This is a genomic window from Mesorhizobium sp. ESP-6-2, assembly GCF_020164675.1.
In the GTDB taxonomy this organism is placed as follows: domain Bacteria; phylum Pseudomonadota; class Alphaproteobacteria; order Rhizobiales; family Rhizobiaceae; genus Mesorhizobium.
The window spans coordinates 152657-177602 of the sequence record NZ_JAIUGT010000001.1 but is presented as its reverse complement, the minus strand read 5'-3'; the positions used below and the strand labels follow the sequence as shown (position 1 = coordinate 177602).

Here is a 24946-nt window from a genome sequence, read left to right as displayed (position 1 = left end):
ACGGCCCGCCGCCTTTCGCGTGATATACGGCAGTCGCAAGAAGGAGCCTTTTGTGCCGCACTGGCTGCAACTCATGCTGGAATCGCTGCCTTCGCTGCTGTGGGCGGCGTTGATCTTCACCGTACCGCTGACGCTCCTGTCCTTTGTGCTTGGCTTGAGCGTCGGTCTCGGAACCGCGCTGATCCGGCTCTTCGGGCCAATGCCCCTGGTCGCGGTGGCGCGTTTCTACGTCTGGATATTCCGCGGCACGCCGCTCCTGGTGCAGCTGTTCCTGATCTTCTACGGCCTGCCCTCGGTCGGCATCCTGCTTGACGCGTTTCCCGCGGCGTTGATCGGCTTCACGCTCAATATCGGCGCCTACTCGTCGGAAATCGTTCGCGCGGCGATAGGCGCGGTGCCAAAGGGGCAATGGGAGGCGGCCTATTCGATCGGCATGACCTGGAGCCAGGCGATGCGCCGCACCATCCTGCCGCAGGCCGGGCGCGTGGCGGTGCCGCCGCTCTCCAACACCTTCATCTCGCTAGTCAAGGACACGTCGCTGGCCGCCGCCATCACCGTGCCGGAAATGTTCCAGGCTGCGCAGCGCATCGTCGCCACCACCTATGAGCCGCTGATCCTCTATGTCGAGGCGGCGATCCTCTATCTGGCGATGAGTTCGGTGCTGTCGGCCTTGCAGACGCGGCTGGAGGCGCGGCTCAACCGCTATGGCGGCTTCCTGGAGGCGCGCTCGTGATCGACCTTGCCAACATCGAAAAGCGCTTCGGCGACAATCTCGTGCTGAAGGGCGTGACGGTTGCCATTGCCGAAGACAGCGTCACCGCGCTGGTCGGTCCTTCGGGTGGTGGCAAAAGTACGCTGCTGCGCTGCATCAACCTGCTTGAGATCCCAACCTCGGGCACAGTGCGTATCGGCGATCAGGCGCTGGAGTTCCATCCGGGAGCGAAGGTGGCGGCCCGGGACATTCAGCGGCTGCGGCTGCAGACCGGCATGGTGTTCCAGAACTTCCAGCTGTTCCCGCACCGCACCGCGATCGAGAACGTCATGGAAGGGCTGGTGACGGTGCTGAAGTGGCCCCAGGCACGGGCGCGCGAACGGGCGCTCGCGCTGCTGGAAAAGGTCGGCATGGCGCACAAGGTCGATGCCTGGCCGGCAACGCTGTCGGGCGGCCAGCAGCAGCGGGTAGCGATCGCCCGGGCGCTGGCGCCGTCGCCAAAGGTGCTTTTATGCGACGAGCCGACCTCCGCGCTCGACCCGGAACTGGCGCAGGAAGTCGTCGACGTGCTCGGCCGGCTCGCCAGCGAGGGGACGACGATGGTGATGGCCACGCACGATCTGCGGCTTGCTTCAAAGATCGCTCGCGAGGTGGTGTTCCTCGACGCCGGCATTGTCGTCGAAAAGGGCCCCGCGGCGGTGCTGTTCGGCAATCCGGAGCGCGAACGGACAAGGCGATTCATCGCGACGCTAAAGCAGGAAATGGCGGAGAAGGAGGGTGGGGGAGAAGGCGGTAATTTCTCGTCGTAGGCCTGCGCTGCCCTTGCCCCCCGCCGGGCATTTCTCCTCGTGAGCCGGCCGTCAGCCACGGTGTTTCTATTTCGATGGACGGCGATTGCACGCCGAGGGGCGTGCACCAACTTTCCAAATATTGCCTGCAAACAAAAAACCCGGCGCAAGGCCGGGTTTTCAAAAACTCAAAAGGCGCAGGGCACCTCAGGCAGCTTCTTCCTGCTCGGCTTCCTCATTGTCGGCCTTGGCGCCGCGCTTAGGGCCCTTGTTGAGATTGACCTCGATCAAACGCACGGCTTCGGTTTCCGACATGCGGTTGACCGCGGCGATCTCACGGGCCATGCGATCGAGCGCGGCCTCGTAGAGCTGGCGTTCGGAATAGGATTGCTCCGGCTGGTTGTCGGCACGGTAGAGGTCGCGAACAACTTCCGAGATCGAGATCAGGTCGCCGGAATTGATCTTGGCATCATATTCCTGCGCGCGACGCGACCACATGGTGCGCTTGACGCGGGCGCGGCCCTGCACGACCTTCAGTGCGCGCTCGACATAATCCTCTTCCGACAGCTTGCGCATGCCGATCGAGGTTGCCTTGGCGACCGGCACCTTGAGGCGCATCTTGTCCTTCTGGAAATCGATGACGAACAGTTCCAGCTTGTGCCCGGCCACTTCCTGCTCGTCGATCGAGACGATCTGGCCGACACCATGCGCCGGATAAACGATGTACTCGCCGGTCTTGAAACCGTGACGTGCAGCGGTGGACTTCTTCTGCGGGGTGATCGTTGCCATTACGCCCTGAACTCCTTGTTGTGGGCCGGCGGCGGTGCCGGCTGAACTCGCGCGATCGGGTTACCGATCATTAGCCGCACAACAGATGAACCCACCGGAAAAGCCGGGACCGGCAAACCGCACGATTGCGATCGCCTGGCCCAGATCGCTCTGGTCCGATATGGGATTTTCACCTTTCAGTGATTTGGGGCGTTAGCGCCATAAATCGACGTTGTGTCACCGGCATGTTTCGCTCATGTAACACAAAAAGTCGGAAGAATCAAGGTTTTGCTGCATAAGCGAAGGCCACAGGTTCACGCCGCCTGTCAAGGCGGTTAATAGGCCGTACCTCTTACGCCGCGTCATACCGGTTGAAACGGCAACGCTGTCAGTCGCCTTCTCCGGGTTCAGCCGAGAAATATTTCTCGAACTTGCCGGCCTCGCCATCGAAGGCCTTGGCGTCGGCCGGCGGCTCCTTCTTGGCGGTGATATTAGGCCATTTCTCGGCGTATTCGGTGTTTATCTGCAGCCATTTGTCGAGGCCCGACTCAGTATCGGGCTTGATCGCGTCGGCGGGGCATTCCGGTTCGCAGACACCGCAGTCGATGCACTCGTCGGGATGGATGACGAGCATGTTCTCGCCCTCGTAGAAACAGTCGACCGGACAGACCTCGATGCAGTCCATATATTTGCATTTGATGCAATTGTCGGTCACGACATAGGTCATCGATCTGCTCCGGGACGTCCCGTTTTTGTTGGCTTTTTCCGTGAGGTAACGCCTTTGGCGCTCGCTTGCAAGGGCGGCCATTCCGGCCATGCCGGCATTGCCGGAATGGAATTCCAACGGGTCGGCAATGGCGGGCATCGGTCATGTGCTCGGACCGTTGTGTCGGCGGCGTGGAGGAACATACATGCTCTCTCCGTGCATCGGCGGTCAGTCGTCGCCAAGCAAACGGTCGGTCTCGCGGCGCTCCTTCTTCGTCGGGCGGCCGCTTCCGGCCTCGCGCAGCCCTGGGATCGCGTCGGGAGGCGCCTCGCCCGTCGGCGCGGCAGGCGGCGACATGTCTTCGTAGAGCGTGCGTGCCTCCACGGCGGGGCCGCGCCGGCTTCCCGCATCGAGCACCTTCCAGATGAAGATGCGCCGCTCCAGCGTGATGGTCAGGACGTCGCCAGGCTTGACCAGGTCGGAGGCCTGCGCTGCTTTGTCGCGATTGATGCGCACCCGGCCGGCCACTACCAGTTTGACGGCCAGCGAGCGCGATTTCACCGCGCGCGAGAAGAACAGCCATTTGTCGATGCGCTGGCGGTCGGTGGCCATCGGGGCGACCATCGGATCCTGTGCGGCTACTTCTTCAGCTGGTCGCGCAAAGCGGCGAGCTTGGCGAAGGGAGAGTCGGGATCGAAGCGCGCCGGGCGCTCCTCGCGCGGTTTTGCCTGGAACGAGGGTTTGCCACCCTGCGGGCCGCCCTTGCCTTCCGGCCTGCCGCCCGGCCGGCCTTCACGGCGGTCAGAACGCTCGCCCTGCGGCTTGCTCTCCCGCCGTTCCCCGCCTTCGCCTTGCGGCCTGGGCTTGAACTTCGAGCGATCGAAACGCGGCTGGCCGGCGCCATCGCGGCGCCCTTCATGAGCGGGCCGGGTGCCGGGCTGGCCGCCAGCGGCATCCGCCGGGGCATCGGAGCGCGCCGCCTGGCCGTTGCGCGGCCGGGCGCGGTTCTCGTGGTGACGGTGACGAGGCCGCTGGTCGAAGCGGCCCTGCCGCCACAACAGGATCGGCTTAGGCTCTTCGGCTTCCGCGGCGGGCACGCCGGCTTCATCCTGTCCCTGTTGGGGAGCGTCGGCGCTGTCACCCCCCTCGCTTCGCTCCGCGACCTCCCCCGTCGAGGGGGAGGTGAGAGCGTCGGCGCTTTCGGCGGCAGGAGTTTCAAGCACGGCTTCTGCTACAGGCGCAACCCCTTCCGTAGCTTCGGCTGGAGCTTCGGGTTGTTCTTCCGCAACAGACTTGGCCGCTTCCGCAATGGGTTCAGCAGGAATTTCGATGGCGGTCTGGGCAGTCGCGGTTTCCGGATATTCCGCCGATGTCTCCGCAGGCGTATCCGTCGCAGCCGCCTCCGCCGCCTTGGCCCGCTCGGCGCGCGCGGTCTCTTCCGCTGCCAGCTTGGCCGCCACGGCTTCCCGGGCGGCATTGTCCTGCGCTTCCAGCCGTGCCTTGATTTCGGCCGCCGGCTTCGGCTCGGCACGATAGCCAAGACCTTTCAGGATTTCTTCCATGTCATCGGCCGTGGCGCCGAGAATCGACATCATCGGCGGCGTCACCATGAAAGACTGGCCGTCATAGGCGCCATCCGGACGCTGGCCGAGGCCGGGCTTCCAGTTGGTCGCCGGGCGGATCAGGTCGGCCAGCCGTTCCAGAATGTCGATGCGCACGGCGCGGCGGCCGAGATTGCGGTAGCCGGCAAGCTTGTAGAAGGCCTTGTCGAAAGCCGGATCGATGACCACCGAGGTGCGGCCCGATGCCAGCGCATGGACGACGTCGCCGAAGCCGGGCTTGTCCTTGCCGTCGTTTTTCAGCGCCCACAGCAACGTCACCAATCCCGCGGGCGCCGGCTTGATCAGCGCCGGCACGAAGACATGATAGGCGCCGAAGCGCACGCCCAGCCGGCGCAATGCCGCGCGGCCTTCCTGGTCGAGCGACTTCATCTCCTCGGCGATGTCGCGGCGATTGATAAGGCCGAAATTCTCGACCAGCTGGAAGGCAATGCCGCGGCCGATACCCGATATCTGCTCGGCATTCTTTAAATCGACCAGCGGCTTCAGCAGGGATTCGATCTGAAAATTGACGAAGCGCTCGGCGCGCGCCGCGACCTTGTCACGCGCTGGGCCGGTCAGTTGTTCGTCGGCCAAAAGCACCAGGCGAGGCTTCAGCGCGTCCTCGCCGGCCACCAGCGTGCCGATCGGCGCACCGATCCAGCGCAGCGTGCCGTCGGAGCCGAGCGCGATGTCCCCATTGGCGCAGGCGCCGAAGCGTTCGGCGCGTGCCTCGAACTCCGCCGCCAGCGCCTTCTGGGCGGCCGCGCGCACGGCCTTGGCGTCTTCGCCGCCAGCGCTCTGATCGGCGGTGAAACGGAACCCCTGCAACTCGCCGACATGGTGGCCTTCGACGAGGACGGTTCCGGTTGGGCTTATTTCGGCTTCAGGCATGGTATTTTCTCTAAGGCGCCGCATGAGGACGGAAGTCCTGCGGTCTACGAAGCGTTTCGTCAACCGCTCATGCAGCGCATCCGACAATCTGTCTTCGATTTCGCGCGTCTTTTCCTGCCAGTGTGCCTGATCGGCCAGCCAGCCGGGCCGGTTCGACACGAATGTCCAGGTGCGGATCTGGGCAATGCGGTGCGAGAGCGTATCGATGTCACCCTCGGTGGTGTCGGCGCGGCGCACCTGCTCGGCCATGTAATTCTCGTCGACATGGCCATGCCTGGCGAGGTCCATGTAGATCGACGCAATGAGGTCGGCGTGCTGGGCCGGGGCTATCTTGCGGTAGTCGGGAAGCGCGCAGGCCTCCCACAGCAGCGCGACGCGCCTTGCGTCGGTGGCGAGCGCCCTGATGTCCTCGTCACGCGAGAGGTGCTCAAGCGCCTGCGCATCGACTGCCGGCAGCGCGCGGGTCAGGCCCTCCACCGGGGCATTGGTCTCAATCGAGCGCTTCAGCGCGTCGAGGCTGGCGAAATTGAAACGCGCTGTGCGCCATTGCAGAACCTTCACCGGGTCGAAGTCGTGGCTTTCGATCTTCTTGACCAATTCCTCGTCCAGCGGGTCGACCTGGCCGGTGACGCCAAAGGTGCCGTCGCGCAGGTGCCGGCCGGCGCGCCCGGCGATCTGGCCGAGTTCGGCCGCCGTCAGGTTGCGATACTGGTAGCCGTCGAACTTGCGGTTCTGGGCGAAGGCGACATGGTCGAGATCGAGGTTAAGGCCCATGCCGATGGCATCGGTGGCGACGAGATAGTCGACGTCGCCCGACTGAAACAGCGCCACCTGGGCGTTGCGGGTGCGGGGCGAGAGCGCGCCAAGCACGACGGCCGCACCGCCCTGCTGGCGGCGGATCAGTTCGGCGATGGCATAGACCTCGTCGGCGGAGAAGGCGACGATCGCTGTGCGCCGCGGCAGGCGGGTCAGCTTCTTCGAACCGGCATAGGCCAGATGCGACAGCCGCGGCCGCGTCACCACCGAGACGCCTTTCAACAGGCGCTGCAAGATGCCGTGCATGGTGGCGGCGCCGAGCAGCAGCGTCTCCTGGCGGCCGCGCAGGTGCAGGATGCGGTCGGTGAAGATATGGCCGCGCTCGAGATCACCGGCAAGCTGCACCTCGTCGATGGCGACGAAGGCGGCATCGGTCTCGCGCGGCATGGCTTCGACGGTACAGACCGAATATCTGGCGTCTGGCGGCTGGATCTTCTCCTCGCCGGTGATGAGCGCCACCTTGTGGGCACCGACCTTTTCGCAGACGCGGGTATAGACCTCTCGCGCCAAGAGCCTGAGCGGTAGGCCGATGATGCCGCTTTCATGCGCCACCATTCGCTCGATGGCGAGGTGGGTCTTGCCTGTGTTGGTCGGCCCAAGCACGGCAGTCACGTCGCGACCCGACAGGATCAGCGGCTCGGTGGGTTTCGGATGGATGTTCATCGGCTCGGAAATAAGGCTTTCTGGCCTCTCATTGTCGGGAGCACGCCTCGGTCGGCGCGTATGACAGGCGACACATAGGGATTTCAGGCGCGAAGCGAAAGCGGAATGTTCCGCCGTCGGTTCGAAGCCGCCTCCGTCAAGCTTCGGTTCGGCTGCTGATTAAGGGTTGGAACGAGTCTGGAACGAATCGGCGACGAATCGCTGACTCACTCGGATTCAGGTTTTGTTCACGGCTAGATGTGGAGTTTTGGCTGATGATCCTTACCACATGCTGAATCACGGAATTGGCCCGATTCATGCTAGGCGAGAGCGCCGTTAACTTTTGCCGGCAAGGCCGCGCGGCAGCCCGCCTTGCTTCATCCAAGCTTATGAAATTGTTGATCTTTCTTAACAGAATTAACGGTTTGACAGGCGATTGCGGCTGCTCTCGTTAACGTTTCGGCCAAACATGGAACGAAAGGGCGACGAATCGGCGACGTCGGGATTTTCCCTGTTTGTTCACGACAAGATGTAGTGTTGCGCACAGGTTTTCCACCGACAATGCACAGCTTGTCCATGCAGTTTTGCACAATACCCGCTGGCGCCATTAACCTTTACGTGCCGGATTGGAACAGCAGACCGACAGCCATCATCGGACGGCGTCACGGACATGCCAAGCGGATGGCGAACGAGCCCTCCTTCAAATCGGCACCGGGAAGCCGGCAGCCCGGCGAGACCTCAGGCGAAGTACTGGCCGCCATTGGCGGTGATGGTCGATCCCGTGATGAAACCGGCGTCCTCGGAGGCGAGGAAGACGACGCAACGCGCGATCTCCTCCGGCTCGCCGAGGCGCCCGACCGGGATTTGCGGGATGATGCGTTCGTTGAGCACCTTCTCGTCGATCGCCCGGACCATTTCGGTGGCGATGTAGCCTGGGCAGATGATGTTGACGGTGATGCCCGCGCGGGCTCCTTCCTGGGCCAGAGCCTTCGAGAAACCGATGTCGCCGGCCTTGGCCGCGGAGTAGTTGACCTGGCCGGCCTGGCCCTTCTGGCCATTGATGGAGGAGATGGTGATGACGCGGCCGAACTTGCGGTCGCGCATGCCGCTCCACAGCGGATGCGTCATGTTGAAAACGCCGGAGAGATTGGTGTCGATGACCTCCTTCCATTGCTCGCGCGTTAGCTTGTGGAACATGGCGTCGCGCGTGATGCCGGCATTGTTGACCAGCACCGCGACCGGGCCTAGATCGGCCTCGACTTGCTTGATGCCGGCGGCGCAGGCGTCGTAGTCGGCGACCGACCATTTGTAGGTCTTGATGCCGGTTGTGGCCGTGAATTTGCTCGCCGCCTCATCATTGCCGGCGTAGTTGGCGGCAACCGAATAGCCGGCTTCCTTCAGCGCCATCGATATTGCCGCGCCGATGCCGCGCGATCCGCCCGTGACGATTGCAACCTTGGTCATGCGCTCCCTCCCTTTGGTTGGGAGAGTGAACAGGGAGCAGCGAATAACGAGTAGGGATCAGATATCCCGTTGCGCCGACGCCGTTCTTCCCTGTTCGCTACTCCCCATTTACTTCTCTTTTAGAGCGCTTCGACGCACATGGCGACGCCCATGCCGCCGCCGATGCACAGGGTGGCGAGACCCTTCTTGGCACCTCTTCGGCGCATCTCGTGGAGCAGCGTGTTGAAAATGCGCGCGCCAGAGGCGCCGATCGGATGACCGATGGCGATGGCGCCGCCATTGACGTTAACGATCGAGGGATCCCAGCCCATGTCCTTGTTGACCGCGCAGGCCTGCGCGGCGAAAGCCTCGTTGGCCTCGATCAGGTCGAGATCGCCGACCGACCAGCCGGCCTTTTCCAGCGCTTTTCGCGAGGCGGGAATCGGACCGGTGCCCATGATCGCGGGGTCAACGCCCGCGGTCGCCCAGGAGACGATGCGCGCCAGCGGGGTGATGCCCCGCCTGGCAGCTTCCGCTTCGCTCATCAAAAGCGCGCCGGCGGCGCCGTCGTTGATGCCGGAGGCATTGGCGGCGGTCACAGTGCCGTCCTTGTCGAAGGCTGGCTTCAGTTTGGTCATGGCATCCAGCGTCGCGCCATGGCGGATGTATTCGTCCTGGTCGACAATTGTATCGCCCTTCTTGCCCTTGATGGTGAAGGCGACGATCTCGTCCTTGAACCGGCCCGCCTTCTGCGCGGCCTCGGCCTTGTTCTGCGAGGCCAGCGCGAACTGGTCCTGATCTTCGCGGGTGATCTGGAACTGACGCGCGACGTTCTCGGCGGTGTTGCCCATGTGATAGCCATTGAAGGCATCCCACAGCCCATCCCTGATCATGGTGTCGATCATCTTGTAGTCGCCCATCTTGACGCCAGCGCGCAGATGCTGGGCGTGCGGTGACAGCGACATCGATTCCTGACCGCCGGCGACGATCACCTTGGCATCGCCGGCGGCGATCTGCTGCATGCCAAGCGCAATCGCACGCAGGCCCGAACCGCACACCTGGTTGAGGCCCCAGGCGGTGGTCTCCCTGGGCAGCCCGGCGAGGATCGAAGCCTGGCGGGCGGGGTTCTGCCCCTGGGCCGCGGTCAGCACCTGGCCAAGAATGACCTCGTCGACCTCGGCCGCCTCGACGCCGGCGCGCGACAACAATTCCCTTACGACGACGGCGCCAAGCTCGTGCGCCGGGGTGGCGGCGAAAGCGCCGTTGAAGGAACCGACCGGTGTGCGCGCCGCGCTGGCGACGACGATGGCATTGGAAACGGGCATTCTGTTCTCCAAACTTCAAGCTGATGTTCTGTGGTTGAAGACTTTTCTTGCCCTTTCCAAATCGCGAGTCAAACCGGAAATCGGCAGGGCACCCATGCGTCGCAGGCAAGCTGCGCATGGCCGCGACATCAAGCTGTCCGCTGCTGCGCAGCATATTTCACCGGCCATGCAGCGATAATTAATCCCGCACTGCACAAACTGCTTGGAATTGTGACGCTTTTGCGCATATCCTTTGAACGGGCGCAATCGTTACCGGCGGCTTACTCAGGCGCGCCGGTGTCCGGGGAGGATGCAGATGGCTGCGAAAGACGATCCGATCGTCATCAAGAAATATGCCAATCGCCGGCTCTACAACACCGGCACCAGCACCTATGTGACGCTCGAGGACCTGGCCGAAATGGTCAAGAAGGGCGAAGAGTTCACGGTGCAGGACGCCAAGACCGGTGATGACATCACGCATCCGGTTCTGACCCAGATCATCTTCGAATTGGAGAACAAGGACGGGCAGAACATGCTGCCGATCCCGTTCCTGCGCCAGTTGATCGCCTTCTACGGCGACCAGATGCAGATGATCGTGCCGAGCTTCCTCGAACAATCGATGATCGCCTTCTCCAAGGAACAGGAGCGCTTCCGCGAGCAGATGAAGGGCGCCATCGGCAAGTCACCACTCGACATGATGAAGATGGCCACGCCGATCAAGGCGCTGGAGGAGCAGACGCGCCGCAACATGGAAATGTTCCAGAATGCCATGCGTCTGTTCACGCCTTTCCCGCCGGCAGGCTCGGCACCTGCGGCGGCCCCCGCCGAACCGGCCAGGAAGGAAACGCCGGAAAAACCCGACGATCTGCAGCAGTTGAAGGACCAGATCGCGGCCATGCAGCGCAAGCTCGACACCATGTCGTGAGGGCGCAGCGCTTTTCTTCCGATCCTACGGCAATAATCCCTCATAGCGACCGCGCGGCCTGATGCTGCCGCCGCTCGTTGCCTGTTCGACCATGTGGGCGGCCCAGCCAACGCTGCGCCCAAGCGCGAACAGCTGGAACGGCGCATCGCGCGGCAGGCCGAGGCTGCGCGTCAGAACGGCCAGGGCAAAGTCGACGTTCGGGCGGGCGCCGGTCGCGGCAATGGCGGCGATTTCCAGCGATCGCAATGTTTTGTCGGTGTTGTCGATGGCCGCCAAAAGCGCCGTGGCGCGGGGATCTCCTTCGGGATAGAGCGGATGGCCGAACGCTGGCAAAGGCCTATCGTGGCTGAGCCAGCGCCGGATCGCCGCATCGGCGCCGTGCCGCGCCGCATCGTCCGCGAGTTGCATCACCGCCTCGCTGGCGCCACCGTGCCGCGGACCGGAAAGTGTCGCCAGACCCGCGAGCAGGCAGGCGGCGGGCGAGGCTCCGGTCGAGGCCGCGACGCGCGCCGCGAAGGTCGATGCGTTGAGTTCGTGATCGGCAAGCAGCACAAGGGCGCGCCGGATAGCCTGCGCCCCGCCTTCATCCACCGACCAGCCTCGCGCCAACCGCAAGTGCAGGGGATCGGATCCCGCCGAGGCGCCAAGGGCGCCGGCCAGCACGCCGATCGCGCGCGCGGCGTCGGTGCACAGCGAGGCGGCGCCGCGTCCAAGTGAAGGCCGCCCCTGGCCGGCGAGCATGGCAAGTTGCATGAAGGCCGGGGCTCGGCCGAGTTGTTGGGATTGATCCGAGGCCGGGGCTTCGAAACTCACCGGCTCAGGCAGGGCCCACAGCACGGCGGCGGTCTCTTCGAGCGTCGCATGTTCGGACAGCGCAACGGCGTCACGGCCCCGATAGACAAGGTGCCCGTGCGAAACGGTCGAGATCGAGGTGACGATCGAGGGTTCGCCCCAGGCGATGGCGCTTTCGGCGATGGCCGATGGGCTGCGTCCGCGCGCTCTTCGCATCATCAAGGCCGCGATATCGTCGGCGCGATACTGGCTGCGGCGCGGATCGGCACTGTCCGGGCGCATGCCGATGCGCCCGCGACTGACATAGGCGTAGAGCGTCTGCGGACGCACCTTGAGCCGTTCCAGCGCTTCGTCCCGCGACAGCCATTCGGACATGTCGGCCCCATATTGATTCTATTGATCAAGATTGATGCGCGTGTTGCCCATCCTTATCCTTGATGTCGGAAAAGCTCAAGGAGACAAAGCCATGGCGAACGGGCTCGATGACGTGGTGGCGGCGGAAACGGTGCTGTCCGACGTGGATGGGCTGGGCGGCCGCTTGACGATCCGGGGGTATTCCCTGCCGGAACTGGCCGGGCGATGGAACTATCCGCAGGTCGTTCGCCTGCTTCTCAACGGCTTCTTCGACGACCTTCCCGGAGACGCGGAGCTGGCCGCGAAACTGGGCCAGGCGCGCGTCGAGGTGTTCGACCGGCTCTTGCCTTGCCTGCCCCTGCTGGCGCCGCTCGACGTCTATAGCGCCATGCGCGCCGGCATGGCGCTGCTGCCGGACGGCGAGACGCTGACGGACGCGCTTCGGCTGATCGCGGCGCCCGCCGTGCTGACGCCGGCGCTCTTGCGCATGCAGCGCGGCGAACAGCCGGTCGCGCCCGACGGGAAGGCCGATCATGCCGCCGATATGCTGAGGATGCTCGACGGTTCCGTGCCGACGCCGGCTCTGGCAAAGGCACTCGACACTTACCTCGTGACCGTCTGCGATCATGGCCTCAATGCCTCGACCTTCGCCACGCGCATCGTCGCCTCGACGCAGGCCGGGCTGACATCGTCGGTGCTGGCTGGCCTCGGCGCGCTTAAGGGGCCGCTGCATGGCGGCGCGCCCGGCCCTGTCATCGAGATGCTCGACGCCATCCAGGCGCATGGCGACGCCGCCGGCTGGCTGCGCGGCGAGCTCGCGCGTGGCGCACGCATCATGGGCTTCGGCCATCGCATCTACCGCGTGCGCGATCCGCGCGCCGATGTGCTGAAGGCGGTTGTGCGCCAACTCGGCGGGGAGGGCGAAACCGGCCGTCGGCTGGCCTTCGCCGAGACAGTCGAGCAGGCTGCGCTCGAGGCGCTTCGCATCGCCAAGCCGCAGCGCTCGCTGCAGACCAATGTCGAGTTCTACACCGCGCTGGTGCTGGAAGCGGCGGGTTTTCTCAGCCAAGCCTTCAGCAATGTCTTCGCGGCCGGGCGCGTCGCCGGTTGGGTAGCGCATGCGCGCGAGCAGCAGACGACGGGACGGCTGATCCGGCCGCTGTCGCGCTATGTCGGACCGATGCCGGACCTCGTCGCCTGAGCATCAAATCTGTTTGGAAGATACACCGCGCCCTCCGCCACAAGGCGGAGGTGTTTCCGCATGATCGAAATTTCATGCGATCACGCGACCGTGCTCGTGTTCTTGCCTTGGTGCGTCCTTATATGCTGCACTGCAACATAGGTCTGCCGTGACGCTGACGTCCCGATTCCCGGGCGCGCAATAAGTCAGGCACCGGGATCGACAGGAACGCATGACGAAGAACGGCAAGGCGGAGGAAGTAAAGAAGATCAACATCGCGCTTCAGGGCGGCGGTTCGCACGGGGCTTTTTCCTGGGGCGTGCTCGACCGGCTTCTGGAGGATGGCCGGCTGGAGATCGCGGCGGTGTCCGGCACAAGCGCGGGCGCGATGAACGCGGTGGCGCTGGCCGACGGGTTCGTTCGCGGCGGCATCGAAGGCGCCCGCAAGAAGCTCGACGACTTCTGGCATGCGGTGGCGGCGAAGGGCCGGTTCAGCCCGGTGCAGCGCACGCCGTGGGACGTCGCCTGGGGCAATTGGTCGATCGAGAACACGCCGGGCTATGTCTTCTTCGACACGATGTCGCGGGTGTTCTCGCCCTATGTCGCCAACCCGCTCGGCCTCAATCCGCTGCGCGACGTCGTTGCGCAGGAGATTGATTTCAAGAATGTGCATGCCTGCAAGTCGATGGAACTATTCATTTCCGCCACCAATGTCGAGACCGGACAGCTACGGGTGTTTTCCGATGGTGAGATCGACCTCGACACAGTGATGGCCTCGGCCTGCCTGCCGCAACTGTTCCGCGCCGTCGAGATCAAGGGCGTGCCCTATTGGGACGGCGGTTATGGCGGCAATCCGGCGCTCTATCCGTTCTTCAAAGCGGCTGCCACCGAGGACGTGCTTTTGGTGCAGATCAATCCGGTCGTGCGCGAGGGAACGCCTAAAAGCGCCAACGAGATCCAGAATCGCATTGACGAGATCACCTTCAACGCCGGGCTGCTGCGTGAATTCCGCTCGATCGCCTTCGTCAAGGAACTGATCGCCGCCGGCCGCCTGCCGCGGGGCGAGTACCGGGACATCCGCATGCACCGCATCGACGCCGACGAAGCGTTCAAGGACCTGTCGGCATCATCGAAGGTCAATGCCGAATGGGCATTCCTGGCTTATCTGCGCGATCTCGGCCGTACCGCCGCCAGCGACTGGCTGGAGGAGAACTATGATGCCGTGGGCAAGCGGCCGACGCTGGACCTCTCCGGCGAACTCGACGATGGCTTCAAGCCGGTGCGGGGGCCGGCACCTGGCCGACGGGTGAAGGAATTCCTGGCGGCGCGCAAGAGCCCCGAAGCGGAGCGCCGCCGGGCCTGAACCCGCATCCGTCACACGGGCATGATCTGCCGCGCGGCGCCAGCAAGTTCCTTCCAGCATCGGTAACAACCATCGCGTGTGAAGCGCGCATCATCATGCTGACGCCTGCTGCCAGTGTCGTGCGGGCGCCGCTGTTGGGCGCCATCCCTCGACCGTATCCTGAACGGTGACTGGCGGCGACGAATGCTGTCACCAACAGGGTCGGCAGGCGGTCTTTTGGGACTGTGTCATGTCTCAAATCTAGTCGGCGGGACCCATGGAGCACACGCATCGCGGCGACCCGCCTCGCTCTTGGAACATCTGGCTTGATCAAGAACCGGCAATTCGGATCTGAGTTGAACGGTTCGTTCTTCAAGCAATTCCAATGCGTTGCATGAAACGCCGTGCGCCGCGATGATCCATCAGGCAGAGGTCATCAGCATGCTCGAAACCCGCGCAGGGCGAAAAATCGTCCCGCGCCGGCATCGTGCCTCAGAGAGCAGACGCAGGCCCGTCGGCACCGGGCCTTTAACGGCCGATCATGGGCCGCCAGCGAGCCCCGCTAAAGCCGCACCCGCCTTAAGCAAAAAAACGTTTCGCGGCAGTCACACTCCGTCCGGCTTTGCAATGCTGCTGCAACTTTCCGACTGTATTGCGTTGCAAACTTGATGTAGAAGCGCGCTTCGCCGATCACGGCAATTTGAACACGGCCTGGCGCGCACCCATATCGGCGACGCGCTCCTCGATGAGGACGCAGTCCCGGCCAAACCCCGCAGTGGAAAAAACGACGATGCCGAAAATCAGGTTTCACAAGCTTGCTGCCATTGTTGTGCTCATCGGTTTCGCCGCCTGGATGGCGACGGGCGAGTTTTCCTCCGTTGGCAGTGCCGCCGACGCCCAGAAGGTAGCAGAGGCCGACAAGGCCAAGACGGCGGAGGCCGGCAAGCCGAACACGGCGCAAGCCGAGCCGAAGGCCGCGCCGCGGACCGTCGCGGTGGTGACGCCGCCGCGCAAGACCTATGCGCGCGCTATCCGCATTTCGGGGCTGACCGAGGCCGACAAGCGCGCGGTGCTGGCAACGCGCGTCGCCGGCGTCATCGACAAACTGCCGGTCAGCCAAGGCCAGCACGTCAAGACGGGCGACCTGGTTCTGATGCTGGCGGCCGAAGAGAAAATCTCGAATGTCGACAACGCCAAGCAGTTGCTGGCGCAACGCAAGGCCGAGCTCGACGCCGCCGAACGGCTGGCCAAGACCGGCAATCTGCCAAAGCTGCAGCTCGACACGGCGCGCTCGAATTTGACTGCGGCGCAATCGATGCTGGAGACCGCCCAGGCCGAGCTCGACCGCAACGAGGTCAAGGCGCCGTTCGACGGCGTCATCGACAGGGTGCCGGTGGAACTCGGCAGCTCGGTCATGCAAGGCGGCGAGGTGGCGACCATCCTCAAGCTCGATCCGGTGATCGCCCGCGGCGAAATCAGCGAACGCGACCTGCGCTATATCAAGATCGGCGAAGAGGCCAATGTGCGCCTGGTCAACGACCAGAAGGTCACCGGCACCGTGCGGTATATCAGCCGCGACGCCTCCTCGCAGACCCGCACCTTCCGTGTCGAAGTGGCGATCCCCAATGCGGATGGCAGCATCCCCGCCGGCATGACGGCCGAGATCACGCTCAGCGCCGAACCGACCGACGCGGTTCTGCTGCCGCGTTCGGTGGTGACGCTTGGCGACAAGGGCGATCTCGGCATCCGCGCCGTCGGCAGCGACGATAAGGTGGCCTTCTACCCGATCGACCTGGTGGACGACATGCCGAACGGCCTCGTGCTCGGCGGAATTCCGAAAGATGCGCGCATCATTGTCGCCGGCCAGGAACTGGTGAAGGAAGGCGACATCGTCAAGCCCGTCGAGGCCGACCAGGCGACCATCAACAAGCTGATCGGCGAAGCCACCGCCGGTACCCAGTAGCGCAAACCCTGGCGCCGGGATCTCCGGCGCCGCCCGCCAGTTCGCCGCTTCCGAAGAAACAGCAGGCATCAAGTCATGGATATCGTCAGACTCGCAATCCACAACGCCCGCCTCACAATATCCGCCCTGCTGTTCCTGCTGGCGGCGGGCTGGGTCGCCTATCAGTCGACGCCCAAGGAAGCGGAACCCGACGTTCCGATCCCGATGATGTATATCAGCCTGATCTACCAGGGCATTTCGCCGGAGGATTCGGAACGGCTTCTGTTGCGGCCGATGGAAAGCAAGCTGAAGAGCCTGAAGGGCCTCAAGGAGATGCGCTCGGCCGCCTTCCAGGGCGGCGGCTACGTGCTGGTCGAGTTCCAGCCGCAGACCAATCTGGCCACGGCGCTCCAGGACACGCGCAGCAAGGTGCAGGACGCCAAGGCCGACCTGCCGCAGGCGGCCGAAGAGCCGACGGTCAACGAGGTCAACGTCTCCGAGTTTCCGGTCCTCGTCGTCACTCTGTCGGGCGACGTGCCGGAGCGCGTGCTGACGGCGGCGGCGCGCGAACTGCGCGATCGCATCGAAGAGGTGCCGGGCGTGCTGGAAGGCTCGCTGCAGGGCGCGCGCGACGATCTGGTCGAAGTGGTCATCGATCCGGTGAGGCTGTCCTCCTACGGGCTGCAGCTCGACCAGCTGATGCAAGGCGTCGGCGCCTCCAACAGCCTGGTCGCGGCCGGCAATCTCGAAGGCTCGGAAGGCAAATACGCAGTCAAGGTGCCGTCGCTGATCGAGACGCCCGAGGACGTCGCCAACCTGCCGGTCGTCGCCACACCCAACGCCGTGGTGCAGGCCAAGGACATCGCCACCATACGCTCGACCTTCAAGGATGCCGAGACGGTCACTCGCCTCGACGGCAAGCCGGCTATCGCCATCGAGGTGAAGAAGCGCATCGGCGCCAACCTGATCGACACGCTGAACCATGTCAGGGAGGTGTCCGACACCTTCATCAAGACGATGCCCGAAGGCATGCATGTCACCTACACGCAGGACAAGTCGGTCTTTGTCAACCAGCTCTTGGGTGACCTCCAGAACCACGTCATGATCGCCGTGATCCTGGTGTTCATCGTCATTCTCTACGCGCTGTCGGGCCGCGCCTCGCTGCTCATCGGGCTGGCCATTCCATCGTCCTTCCTGATCGGCATATTGCTGCTTGCCATGATGGGCTACACGATCAACATGATCGTGCTGTTCAGCCTCATCCTGGCGGTCGGCATGCTGGTCGACGACGCCATCATCGTCACCGAGTTCGCCGAACGGCGCATGAGCGAAGGCATGCCGAAGGCGGATGCCTTCGCACTCGCCGCCAAGCGCATGGCCGGCCCGGTCATCGCGGCGACGATGACGCGCATCGCCGCCTTCTCGCCGCTCCTGTTCTGGCCCGGCATCATCGGCGACTTCATGAAATACATGCCGATCACGCTGATCGTCACGCTGTCGGCCTCGATGCTCTATGCGCTGGTGTTCGCGCCGACGCTGGGCGCGATCTTCGCCAAGGCGCCGAAGCATCACGAGGACGACAACCGCGACGGCTGGTACATGGCCATAGTCAAGCAGGCAGTGCGCTTCCCGATCACCGTCCTGGTGCTCACCGTGGCGCTGCTGTTCGGCGTCGGCTACGCCTATTCGAAATACGGCGCCGGCGTCGAGTTCTTCCCCAGCGTCGAGCCGGATTACGGCCTGCTCTACGTGCATGCGCGCGGCAATCTTTCGCTGGCCGAGATGGATGCCGCCACCAAGACAGCGGAGAACAGGCTGCTCGGCTGGCCGGGCGTGAAATCGGTCTATACCCGTGTCGGCAAGACTCAGGGCGGCGGCCAGGACATTCCCGAGGACGTCGTCGGCGTGATCCAGTACGAGTTCGTCGACTGGCGCGAGCGCAAATCCGCCAACCAGATCCTCAGCGACCTGCGCGGCGTCATGGCCGGCATTCCCGGCGTCGATGTCGAGGTGCGCGTGCCGGAGGCCGGTCCGCCGACCGGCAAGCCGATCCAGATCAGGCTTTCGGCCGCCGATCCCAAGGGGCTCGACGACAAGGCGCGCGCGGTGGCGGCGCGGATCGCCAAGGTGCCCAACGTCATCGACATTTCGGACGGCCTGCCGCCGCCCGGCGTCGACTGGGCGCTCGAGGTCGACCGCGCCAAGGCCGCCCAATACGGCATCAGCCCGACGTCGGTCGGCACCGTGGTGCAACTGGTGACCAACGGCTTGAAGCTGTCGGAATACCGGCCGGCGGGCGCCGACGATGCCGTCGACATCCGCCTGCGCCTTCCGGAAGACCGGCGCACGCTGTCGACGCTCGACGAACTCAGGGTGCAGACGTCGCAAGGGTCGGTGCCGATCTCCAACTTCGTCGTGCGCAAGCCCGAGCCGACGGTCGGCATCCTCAACCGCATCGACGGCGCGCGCACCGTGGTGGTGCAGGCCAATGTCGCCGCCGGCGCGCAGGTCGCCGCCGTACAGGAGCAGGTGACCAAGGCGGTCTCGGACATGGATCTCGGCAGCGGCATACGCTGGAAGCTCGCCGGCTCCAACGAGGACAGCGCGGAAGCGAGCGCCTTCCTCAGCAAGGCCTTCGGCGCGGCGATCTTCCTGATCTTCCTGGTGCTGCTGGCGCAGTTCAACAAGTTCACCAGCGTCTGGCTGGTGCTCTCCTGCGTGGTCATGGCGACGATCGGCGTGTTCCTGGGCCTGCTTCTGACAGGCGAGGCGTTCGGCATCGTCATGTCGGGCATCGGCGTCATCGCGCTGGCCGGCGTGGTGGTCAACAACAACATCGTGCTGATCGACACCTATGACCGGCTGCGCGAGGAGGGCTGGGACAAGATGGAAGCGGTGCTGCAGACCTGCCGCGAGCGTGCCCGCCCAGTGGTGCTGACGGCTGTTTCGGCTATCCTCGGCGTGCTGCCGATCGCCTTCGGCCTCGGCCTCGAGATCTTCCATCATGAGACGACGATCAACGCGCCGTCGACGCAATGGTGGATTTCGCTGTCCTCGGCGATCGTGTTCGGCCTGTCCTTCGCCACCGTGCTGACGCTGGTGGTGACGCCGTCGATGCTGATGGTGTTCACCCGCGCCAAGGTCAAGCCCGGCGCGCGGCGAGGGTGGTTCAGCCGGCTGTTGCGACGCGGCAAGGGAGAGATCTCGCCGCAGGAGCCAACGGCCGATGGCGACACCGAGCCGGCAATCGCCTTCCCGAAGGCCGCCGAATAGAGCGGTTTCGCAAGGTAGGTCAAAAGGCCGCCTGGGAACTACCGGGCGGCCTTTTGCATTGTTCCCTCGCATTCAACCAGACGGCGAGGGCTAAAATGACGATCAGTACGATTCTCATCATCATCCTGATCCTGATCCTGATCGGCGCGGTGCCGGCATGGCCGCATTCGCGCTCCTGGGGCTACGGGCCGTCGGGCATCGTCGGCGTCGTCCTCGTCGTGGTGCTTATCCTGCTTCTGATGGGCCGGATCTGACCGGCAACGATTTGCGGCCGGGCCTGCCGTTCTCATCTTTTCGGCACGCTCGGCAATCACGCTGCTTGGTGCCAGGCCGGCGCGACGGCGACGCCGATATGCTGCAAGGCTTCGTGCACCGCCTGGTCCAGAGGGGTGTGCGGGATTTTCACCAAGATCTCGTTCAGTCGCGCCGAGGCCAGCCGGTGCGCTTCGAAGCGCAGATAGGACATCGAGACGATCTCGCGCCACATCGCCACGAACGGGCTGCCGGCGCGCAAGCACCCACCAGGGCATCAAGCTTAGTTTAAGCTTGCGTCCGAGCGCCTTTCGGCGGCCGTCTTGATCTCGATGTCGGTGACGGCGTGGGCCGGAAAATTCAGCGCCTCGCAAGAGCCGAGCCTGTCGAGATTGCGCGCCAGCGCGACGAAACCGACAGCGAAATCCGGCAGATAGGCCCATTTATGCACCAGATCGGCCGGGCCAGGCGCAGTGTAGATGCCCTTGCTCATCTTGGCGGCCACGACGAGGTCGAACCAGGAGCCGTTGCGGTGCCGCCGAAGAAATCGCCGGCGCGCAGAATGATCGTGCGCATCCGACGCGTGGCGGATTTCCCTTCACGAGGAACTGAAACGCTATTCGGCCGGCGCCGCGTCGGGAGCAAATTCGGCGCGATGAGCCAATCCGGCCATCAGCAGGACGACGATCAGCAGGCCCGACATGGCGATGAAGATCGGGCCGAAGCTGGAATGCTCGGCGACAAAGCCGATCGCGGAGGGCGCCACGAGGATGCCGGAATAGCCCATCGTGGTGACCACGCTCATGCCGGTGCCCGACGACATGCCTTCCTGGTTGCCGCCGGCCGAAAAGATGATCGGCACCATATTGGCAATGCCGAAGCCGCACAGCGCGAAGGCCGAGATGGCAAGCCAGGGTGAGGGCGACAGGCCTGCGATCAGCATGCCGGCGGCAGCGATGATCGCCGAACCGCGCAACGTCGTCACGGCCCCGAAACGATTGCGCACGCCATCGCCGAAGAAACGCATGATCGCCATGACGCCGGAAAAGGCGGCGTAGGCGAGGCCGGCAATGGCGAGATCGGCGCCAAGTTCCTGCCTGAGATAAAGCGCTGCCCAGTCGAGCACGGCGCCTTCGGAGACCATCGTCAGCAGCGCCATCAGGCCGACGAAGTAGACCAGCGGGTTCCCCGGCAAGGTGAATTTATGATGCTCGGCAGCCTGCGGCCTGCCCTCGGCGACGATATAGGGCACCGCCGCCGCGATCGCCGCGAAGGCAAGCGCCGTCACCACCGCGGCATGGGCGAGGTGGCCGTAATTCTGGATGGCAAAGCCGCCAAGGGCACCGCCGGCGAAACCGCCTAGGCTCCAGAAGCCATGCGAGGAGGACATGATCGCGCGCGACAGCCGCCGCTCGACCACTACCGCATTGGCGTTCATGGCGACATCCATGCCGCCAATGGAGCCGCCAAAGATGAACATGGCGACGGCAGCCAGCGGCACGTTGGGCGCCAGCGCCACGACCAGCAGGCCGAGGCTGCCGCAGAGGCCAAACCAGCGCAGCACGGTGCGCGAGCCGTGTTTGGAGATCAGGTGCCCGCACCAGGTCATGGCGGTGACGGCGCCGGCGCCAAACAGCAGGATCAAAAGCCCCAGAGTGAACTTGGAAATATCGAGCCGGGTCAGGAACACCGGGATCTGCGGCGCCCAGCTGCCGGTCAGGAAGCCATTGGCGAGGAAGATGGCCGCCACGGCCCAGCGGCCGCGAATGGCGGTCTGCATTGCATTCGACGCGTTCATAGGCGAATCCGGTCAGAAAGTGGCTTTGCGCGGCAAATTAGATCGATTCAATTTCCAGTCAAGCGCTGCGCTCGGGAAGCATTTGGGCCAAACCGAAGCCTTGAGGTAATCGAGGACGTGAGAGACCACCTAGTGGTCTCTGGGTCGCCTGGTCTCGAACTCGGCCTTCTTGGCGTCGGAGGCTTCGGTCTGGTGTAGCGCCTGCCATTGTGCGTAAGGCATGCCGTAGACGATCTCGCGCGACTGGTCCTTACTGAGATCGACGCCTTCGGCTTCCGCGGCCTCGCGATACCAGTTCGACAGGCAGTTGCGGCAGAAGCCGGCGAGATTCATCAAATCGATGTTCTGCACGTCGCCGCGCTCACGCAAATGCGCCACCAGCCTGCGAAAGGCGGCGGCCTCGAAGTCACGTTTCTGTTCGTCGCTGAGTTCGGTCATCGAAACCTCCTCATAACGGCCCGGTGCGTGAGCCGAACATCTTCACTTTGTGTATATCGGGACGGCGATCGATCGCGTCAACGATCGGCGCCAGACGCTCAGCCCACGAAAGCGCATCCCCGCCGGTCGCGATCAGGTCCTGGCGGATTTCGATCAGCGCGTGGGCATAGCCGTTGACGATGGCGTGCCTGAACATGGTGTCGCCCCGCAGCGCGCCGTCATAGGGCTCGTTGTCGCCGACAACGAGGTTTTTGTCAGCGGCCAGCATGTCGATCAGCGGCCGCGCCACGCGGTCGTCGCGGTCCCACAGTACGCCGACATGCCACGGCCGCTGCCTGCCCTGCATGACCGGCGTGAAGGAATGCACGGAGAAGATGAACGGTGCCTTGCCGGAAGCCTGCGCGACCGAGGCGATCATGGCGCCGACGGCGTCGTGATAGGGCCGGTAGAAGCGATCAAGCCGTCTTTCGCGCTCTTCCGGGGCGAGGGGATAGTTGCCCGTCACGACGGTGCCGTCATAGAGCTGGCGGATCAGCGTCGGATCATCCTCGCCGCGATTGGGATCGATCAGCAGCCGCGAAAAATTGGCGAGCACCGCTGGCACGTCGAGCAAGGCAGCGAGTTCGCGCGTCACCGCCTCGACGCCGATGTCATAGGCGATGTGGCGGTCGAACGCGGCCGCCGGCAGGCCAAGGCTGCCATAGTCTTCAGGCAGGTCGCGTCGGGCATGGTCGGCAAGCAGCACCACGCCCCGCTTGCGATCGCCCTCGACGACATCGAAAGGCGCGAAAACTGTGGATCGGGTCATTGGCGGGAAAGGGTCTGTTCGCTGGCTTCGGGGGAGGATGCTATCGTCTTTCCACGAAGACGACGCGGGCGCAATGCCGTTGTTTGGCCAAGGTTTCCGCTGAAATCTGGCAAGGGGCGACGGATCGCGCGCCGGGAGCCTTCTTAAATCGATTGGAATTGGACAAAACGGCGCGTTGACATGCGCCCGGACTTTTCCGAAAAGGGGCGCAGAGAGATGCTGATGTGGTTCTTGAGGGGTTTCAGGATGAGTTCCGCCGGCGGGCGGCGCGTGCGCTTCGCCTTCGCCATGCCGCTCCTGACGCTCGCCGTGGGCTTGTCCGCGATGGTTGCGGCCTCGCCCGCACGCGCTGATTTCCGCGTCTGCAACGCGACGCAAAACCTGGTCGGCGTCGGCATCGGCTATCGTGCCAAGGCCGGCTGGATCACCGAGGGCTGGTGGCACATCGAAGGATCGAGCTGCAAGACGCTGATCGAGGGGCCGCTGTCATCAAGGTTTTACTATCTTTATGCAGAAGACGCCGAACGCGGCGGACGCTGGGACGGCCCGATCAACATGTGCGTGGCTGAAAAAGAGTTCAAGATCGCCGGCGTCACCGATTGCGTCGCCCGGGGCTTCCAGCGCGCCGGATTCCAGGAATACGACACGGGCGAGCAGGCAAGCTGGATGGTCCAGCTGACCGACGACCCCGCAACGGGAGGCGCACCAGCCGCCCCGGGAACAAACAGTCAATGAGACGCAGCCGCAAGGTCAAGATCCTAGCCACCATCGGTCCGGCCTCCTCTTCCGAGGAAATGCTGAAGAAGCTGTTCGAAGCGGGCGCCGATGTGTTCCGCATCAACATGAGCCATACGGATCACGAGTTGATGCGCACGCTGGTCGGACGCATCCGCGCCGTCGAGGAGACGGTCGGCAGGCCGATCGGCATCCTTGCCGACCTGCAAGGGCCCAAGCTGCGCGTCGGCAAGTTCGCCAACGGCAAGGAGGTGCTGACCGTCGGCCAGACCTTCACGCTCGACGACAATCCCGAGCCCGGGACCGCGGCCAGGGTCTATCTGCCGCATCCCGAAATCCTGAGTTCGGTCGAAGCCGGCCACCGGCTGTTGATCGACGACGGGAAGCTGGAGCTGAAGGCGGTGAAGGCCAATGGCAAGACCATCGTCTGCACCGTCGTTGCCGGCACGACGATTTCCGACAGAAAGGGCGTCAGCCTGCCCGATACCGACCTGCCGGTCGGCGCGCTGACCGAGAAGGACCGTAGGGATCTCGACGCGGTGCTCGCCACCGGTGTTGACTGGATAGCGCTGTCCTTCGTGCAGCGGCCGGAGGACCTTGCCGAGGCGCGCAAGATCGCGCGCGGCCGGGCGTTGATCATGGCCAAGATCGAGAAGCCGCAAGCGGTTGCCCGTCTCGCCGAAATCATCGAACTGTCGGATGCGCTGATGGTCGCGCGCGGCGATCTCGGCGTCGAGATGCCGTTGGAAGCGGTGCCCGGCATCCAGAAACAGATCACGCGCGCCGCGCGCCGCGCCGGCAAGCCGGTGGTGGTCGCCACGCAGATGCTGGAATCGATGATCACAGCGCCCGTGCCGACCCGCGCGGAAGTTTCCGACGTTTCGATCGCCGTCTTCGAAGGCGCCGACGCCATCATGCTTTCGGCCGAATCGGCCGCGGGCGCCTATCCGGTGGAAGCGGTGGCGATGATGAACCGCATCGCCACCAAGGTGGAAACCGATCCTACCTATGCCGGCATCATCAACGCCCAGCGTTCCGAGCCTGAAGCAACCGGCGCCGATGCGATCTCGCTGGCGGCCCGCGAGATCGCCGAGACGCTGAAACTGTCGGCGATCATCACCTACACGGCTTCCGGCACCACGGGCCTGCGCGCCGCACGCGAGCGCCCGCAGGTGCCGATCGTGGCCCTGTCGCCGATCGTCAACACGGCGCGGCGGCTGTCGCTGCTGTGGGGCACGCACTGCGTCGTCTCCCCCGATGCCACCGACCTCGACGACATGGTCGATCGCGCCTGCCGCATCGCGCTGGAAGAGGAATTCGGCAAGCCCGGCGACCGCGTCATCATCACCGCCGGCGTGCCGCTAAGGACGCCCGGTTCGACCAATATGCTGCGCATCGCCTATGTCGGATCGGACTTGGGCACCCGATAAGCGCCC

At 64.3% G+C, this 24946-nt stretch carries 21 protein-coding genes and 1 pseudogene; 11 read left to right on the top strand and 11 right to left on the bottom strand.

Annotated features, from left to right (window positions below; genetic code table 11):
• Positions 1-52: 52 nt before the first annotated feature.
• Both LB532_RS00905 and LB532_RS00900 read left to right on the top strand, forming a co-directional pair.
• On the top strand, positions 53-733 hold the full coding sequence (locus LB532_RS00905) for an ABC transporter permease subunit (RefSeq protein ID WP_140550874.1): 681 nt from the start codon (positions 53-55) through the stop codon (positions 731-733).
• Positions 730-1521 (top strand): amino acid ABC transporter ATP-binding protein, encoded by a 792-nt coding sequence (locus tag LB532_RS00900; protein WP_140641364.1) that lies wholly within the window; start codon positions 730-732, stop codon positions 1519-1521. The genes LB532_RS00905 and LB532_RS00900 overlap by 4 nt, the downstream gene beginning before the upstream one ends.
• 186 nt (positions 1522-1707) lie before the next feature.
• Here the strand turns inward: LB532_RS00900 and LB532_RS00895 are convergent, their stop codons facing one another.
• The 6 genes from LB532_RS00895 to LB532_RS00870 form a co-directional block, all read right to left on the bottom strand.
• Complete coding sequence (locus tag LB532_RS00895; RefSeq protein WP_006327799.1) at positions 1708-2289, bottom strand: CarD family transcriptional regulator; 582 nt, start codon at positions 2287-2289, stop codon at positions 1708-1710.
• 367 nt (positions 2290-2656) lie between these two features.
• A complete protein-coding gene (gene fdxA, locus LB532_RS00890; RefSeq protein WP_140493333.1) occupies positions 2657-2995 on the bottom strand; it encodes a ferredoxin FdxA in 339 nt (112 codons plus the stop codon).
• A gap of 207 nt (positions 2996-3202) precedes the next feature.
• Complete coding sequence (locus LB532_RS00885) at positions 3203-3598, bottom strand: RNA-binding S4 domain-containing protein (RefSeq protein ID WP_224556303.1); 396 nt, start codon at positions 3596-3598, stop codon at positions 3203-3205.
• Positions 3599-3612: 14 nt separating this feature from the next.
• Positions 3613-6945, bottom strand: coding sequence for a helicase-related protein (locus tag LB532_RS00880; protein WP_140641366.1), 3333 nt, complete (start codon positions 6943-6945; stop codon positions 3613-3615).
• A 717-nt stretch (positions 6946-7662) separates the two neighbouring features.
• The gene (gene phbB / locus LB532_RS00875) at positions 7663-8388 is read right to left on the bottom strand and encodes an acetoacetyl-CoA reductase (RefSeq protein ID WP_140627981.1); all 726 of its coding nucleotides are present in this window, start codon (positions 8386-8388) and stop codon (positions 7663-7665) included.
• A 119-nt stretch (positions 8389-8507) separates the two neighbouring features.
• Complete coding sequence (locus LB532_RS00870; RefSeq protein ID WP_140641368.1) at positions 8508-9692, bottom strand: acetyl-CoA C-acetyltransferase; 1185 nt, start codon at positions 9690-9692, stop codon at positions 8508-8510.
• Between LB532_RS00870 and LB532_RS00865 the strand changes: the two genes are divergently transcribed.
• Complete coding sequence (locus LB532_RS00865; protein WP_140641370.1) at positions 9673-9870, top strand: hypothetical protein; 198 nt, start codon at positions 9673-9675, stop codon at positions 9868-9870. The two genes, LB532_RS00870 and LB532_RS00865, sit on opposite strands and share 20 nt — an antisense overlap.
• A 117-nt stretch (positions 9871-9987) precedes the next feature.
• Entirely contained in the window at positions 9988-10596 is a 609-nt protein-coding gene (gene phaR / locus LB532_RS00860) for a polyhydroxyalkanoate synthesis repressor PhaR (protein ID WP_140493348.1), read from the top strand.
• A gap of 24 nt (positions 10597-10620) precedes the next feature.
• Here the strand turns inward: phaR and LB532_RS00855 are convergent, their stop codons facing one another.
• The gene (locus tag LB532_RS00855; protein WP_140641372.1) at positions 10621-11763 is read right to left on the bottom strand and encodes a citrate synthase; all 1143 of its coding nucleotides are present in this window, start codon (positions 11761-11763) and stop codon (positions 10621-10623) included.
• A gap of 91 nt (positions 11764-11854) precedes the next feature.
• Here LB532_RS00855 and LB532_RS00850 point away from each other — a divergent pair, with 91 nt between their 5' ends.
• From LB532_RS00850 to LB532_RS00830, 5 genes are all read left to right on the top strand, one after another.
• Positions 11855-12943 carry a citrate synthase/methylcitrate synthase gene (locus LB532_RS00850; RefSeq protein WP_140641374.1) on the top strand — a complete coding sequence of 363 codons (1089 nt, stop codon included), beginning with the start codon at positions 11855-11857 and terminating at the stop codon, positions 12941-12943.
• A 211-nt stretch (positions 12944-13154) separates the two neighbouring features.
• Complete coding sequence (locus tag LB532_RS00845) at positions 13155-14285, top strand: patatin-like phospholipase family protein (RefSeq protein ID WP_140641376.1); 1131 nt, start codon at positions 13155-13157, stop codon at positions 14283-14285.
• Positions 14286-15054: 769 nt separating this feature from the next.
• Positions 15055-16227, top strand: coding sequence for an efflux RND transporter periplasmic adaptor subunit (locus LB532_RS00840; protein WP_140641378.1), 1173 nt, complete (start codon positions 15055-15057; stop codon positions 16225-16227).
• A gap of 75 nt (positions 16228-16302) precedes the next feature.
• Positions 16303-19479 (top strand): efflux RND transporter permease subunit, encoded by a 3177-nt coding sequence (locus tag LB532_RS00835; RefSeq protein ID WP_140641380.1) that lies wholly within the window; start codon positions 16303-16305, stop codon positions 19477-19479.
• A gap of 95 nt (positions 19480-19574) precedes the next feature.
• Complete coding sequence (locus tag LB532_RS00830; protein WP_140493366.1) at positions 19575-19733, top strand: DUF3309 family protein; 159 nt, start codon at positions 19575-19577, stop codon at positions 19731-19733.
• A 56-nt stretch (positions 19734-19789) separates the two neighbouring features.
• On the opposite strand, the pseudogene LB532_RS30295 reads toward LB532_RS00830, so the two are convergent.
• From LB532_RS30295 to LB532_RS00805, 4 genes and pseudogenes are all read right to left on the bottom strand, one after another.
• A pseudogene (locus LB532_RS30295) lies at positions 19790-20310 on the bottom strand (oxidoreductase); the annotation flags it as partial.
• Between the two features lie 37 nt (positions 20311-20347).
• Positions 20348-21529: an MFS transporter gene (locus LB532_RS00815; protein WP_140641382.1), complete on the bottom strand. Its 1182-nt coding sequence runs from the start codon at positions 21527-21529 to the stop codon at positions 20348-20350.
• Positions 21530-21658: 129 nt separating this feature from the next.
• Positions 21659-21967, bottom strand: coding sequence for a DUF1244 domain-containing protein (locus LB532_RS00810; protein WP_140641384.1), 309 nt, complete (start codon positions 21965-21967; stop codon positions 21659-21661).
• Positions 21968-21977: 10 nt separating this feature from the next.
• Positions 21978-22775: an N-formylglutamate amidohydrolase gene (locus LB532_RS00805; protein WP_140641386.1), complete on the bottom strand. Its 798-nt coding sequence runs from the start codon at positions 22773-22775 to the stop codon at positions 21978-21980.
• Between the two features lie 270 nt (positions 22776-23045).
• On the opposite strand from LB532_RS00805, the gene LB532_RS00800 reads away from it, so the two are divergent.
• Positions 23046-23510 (top strand): DUF1036 domain-containing protein, encoded by a 465-nt coding sequence (locus LB532_RS00800; protein ID WP_404928014.1) that lies wholly within the window; start codon positions 23046-23048, stop codon positions 23508-23510.
• Positions 23507-24940 carry a pyruvate kinase gene (pyk, locus tag LB532_RS00795; protein WP_140641388.1) on the top strand — a complete coding sequence of 478 codons (1434 nt, stop codon included), beginning with the start codon at positions 23507-23509 and terminating at the stop codon, positions 24938-24940. Before LB532_RS00800 ends, pyk begins: the two co-directional genes overlap by 4 nt.
• Positions 24941-24946 lie beyond the last annotated feature (6 nt).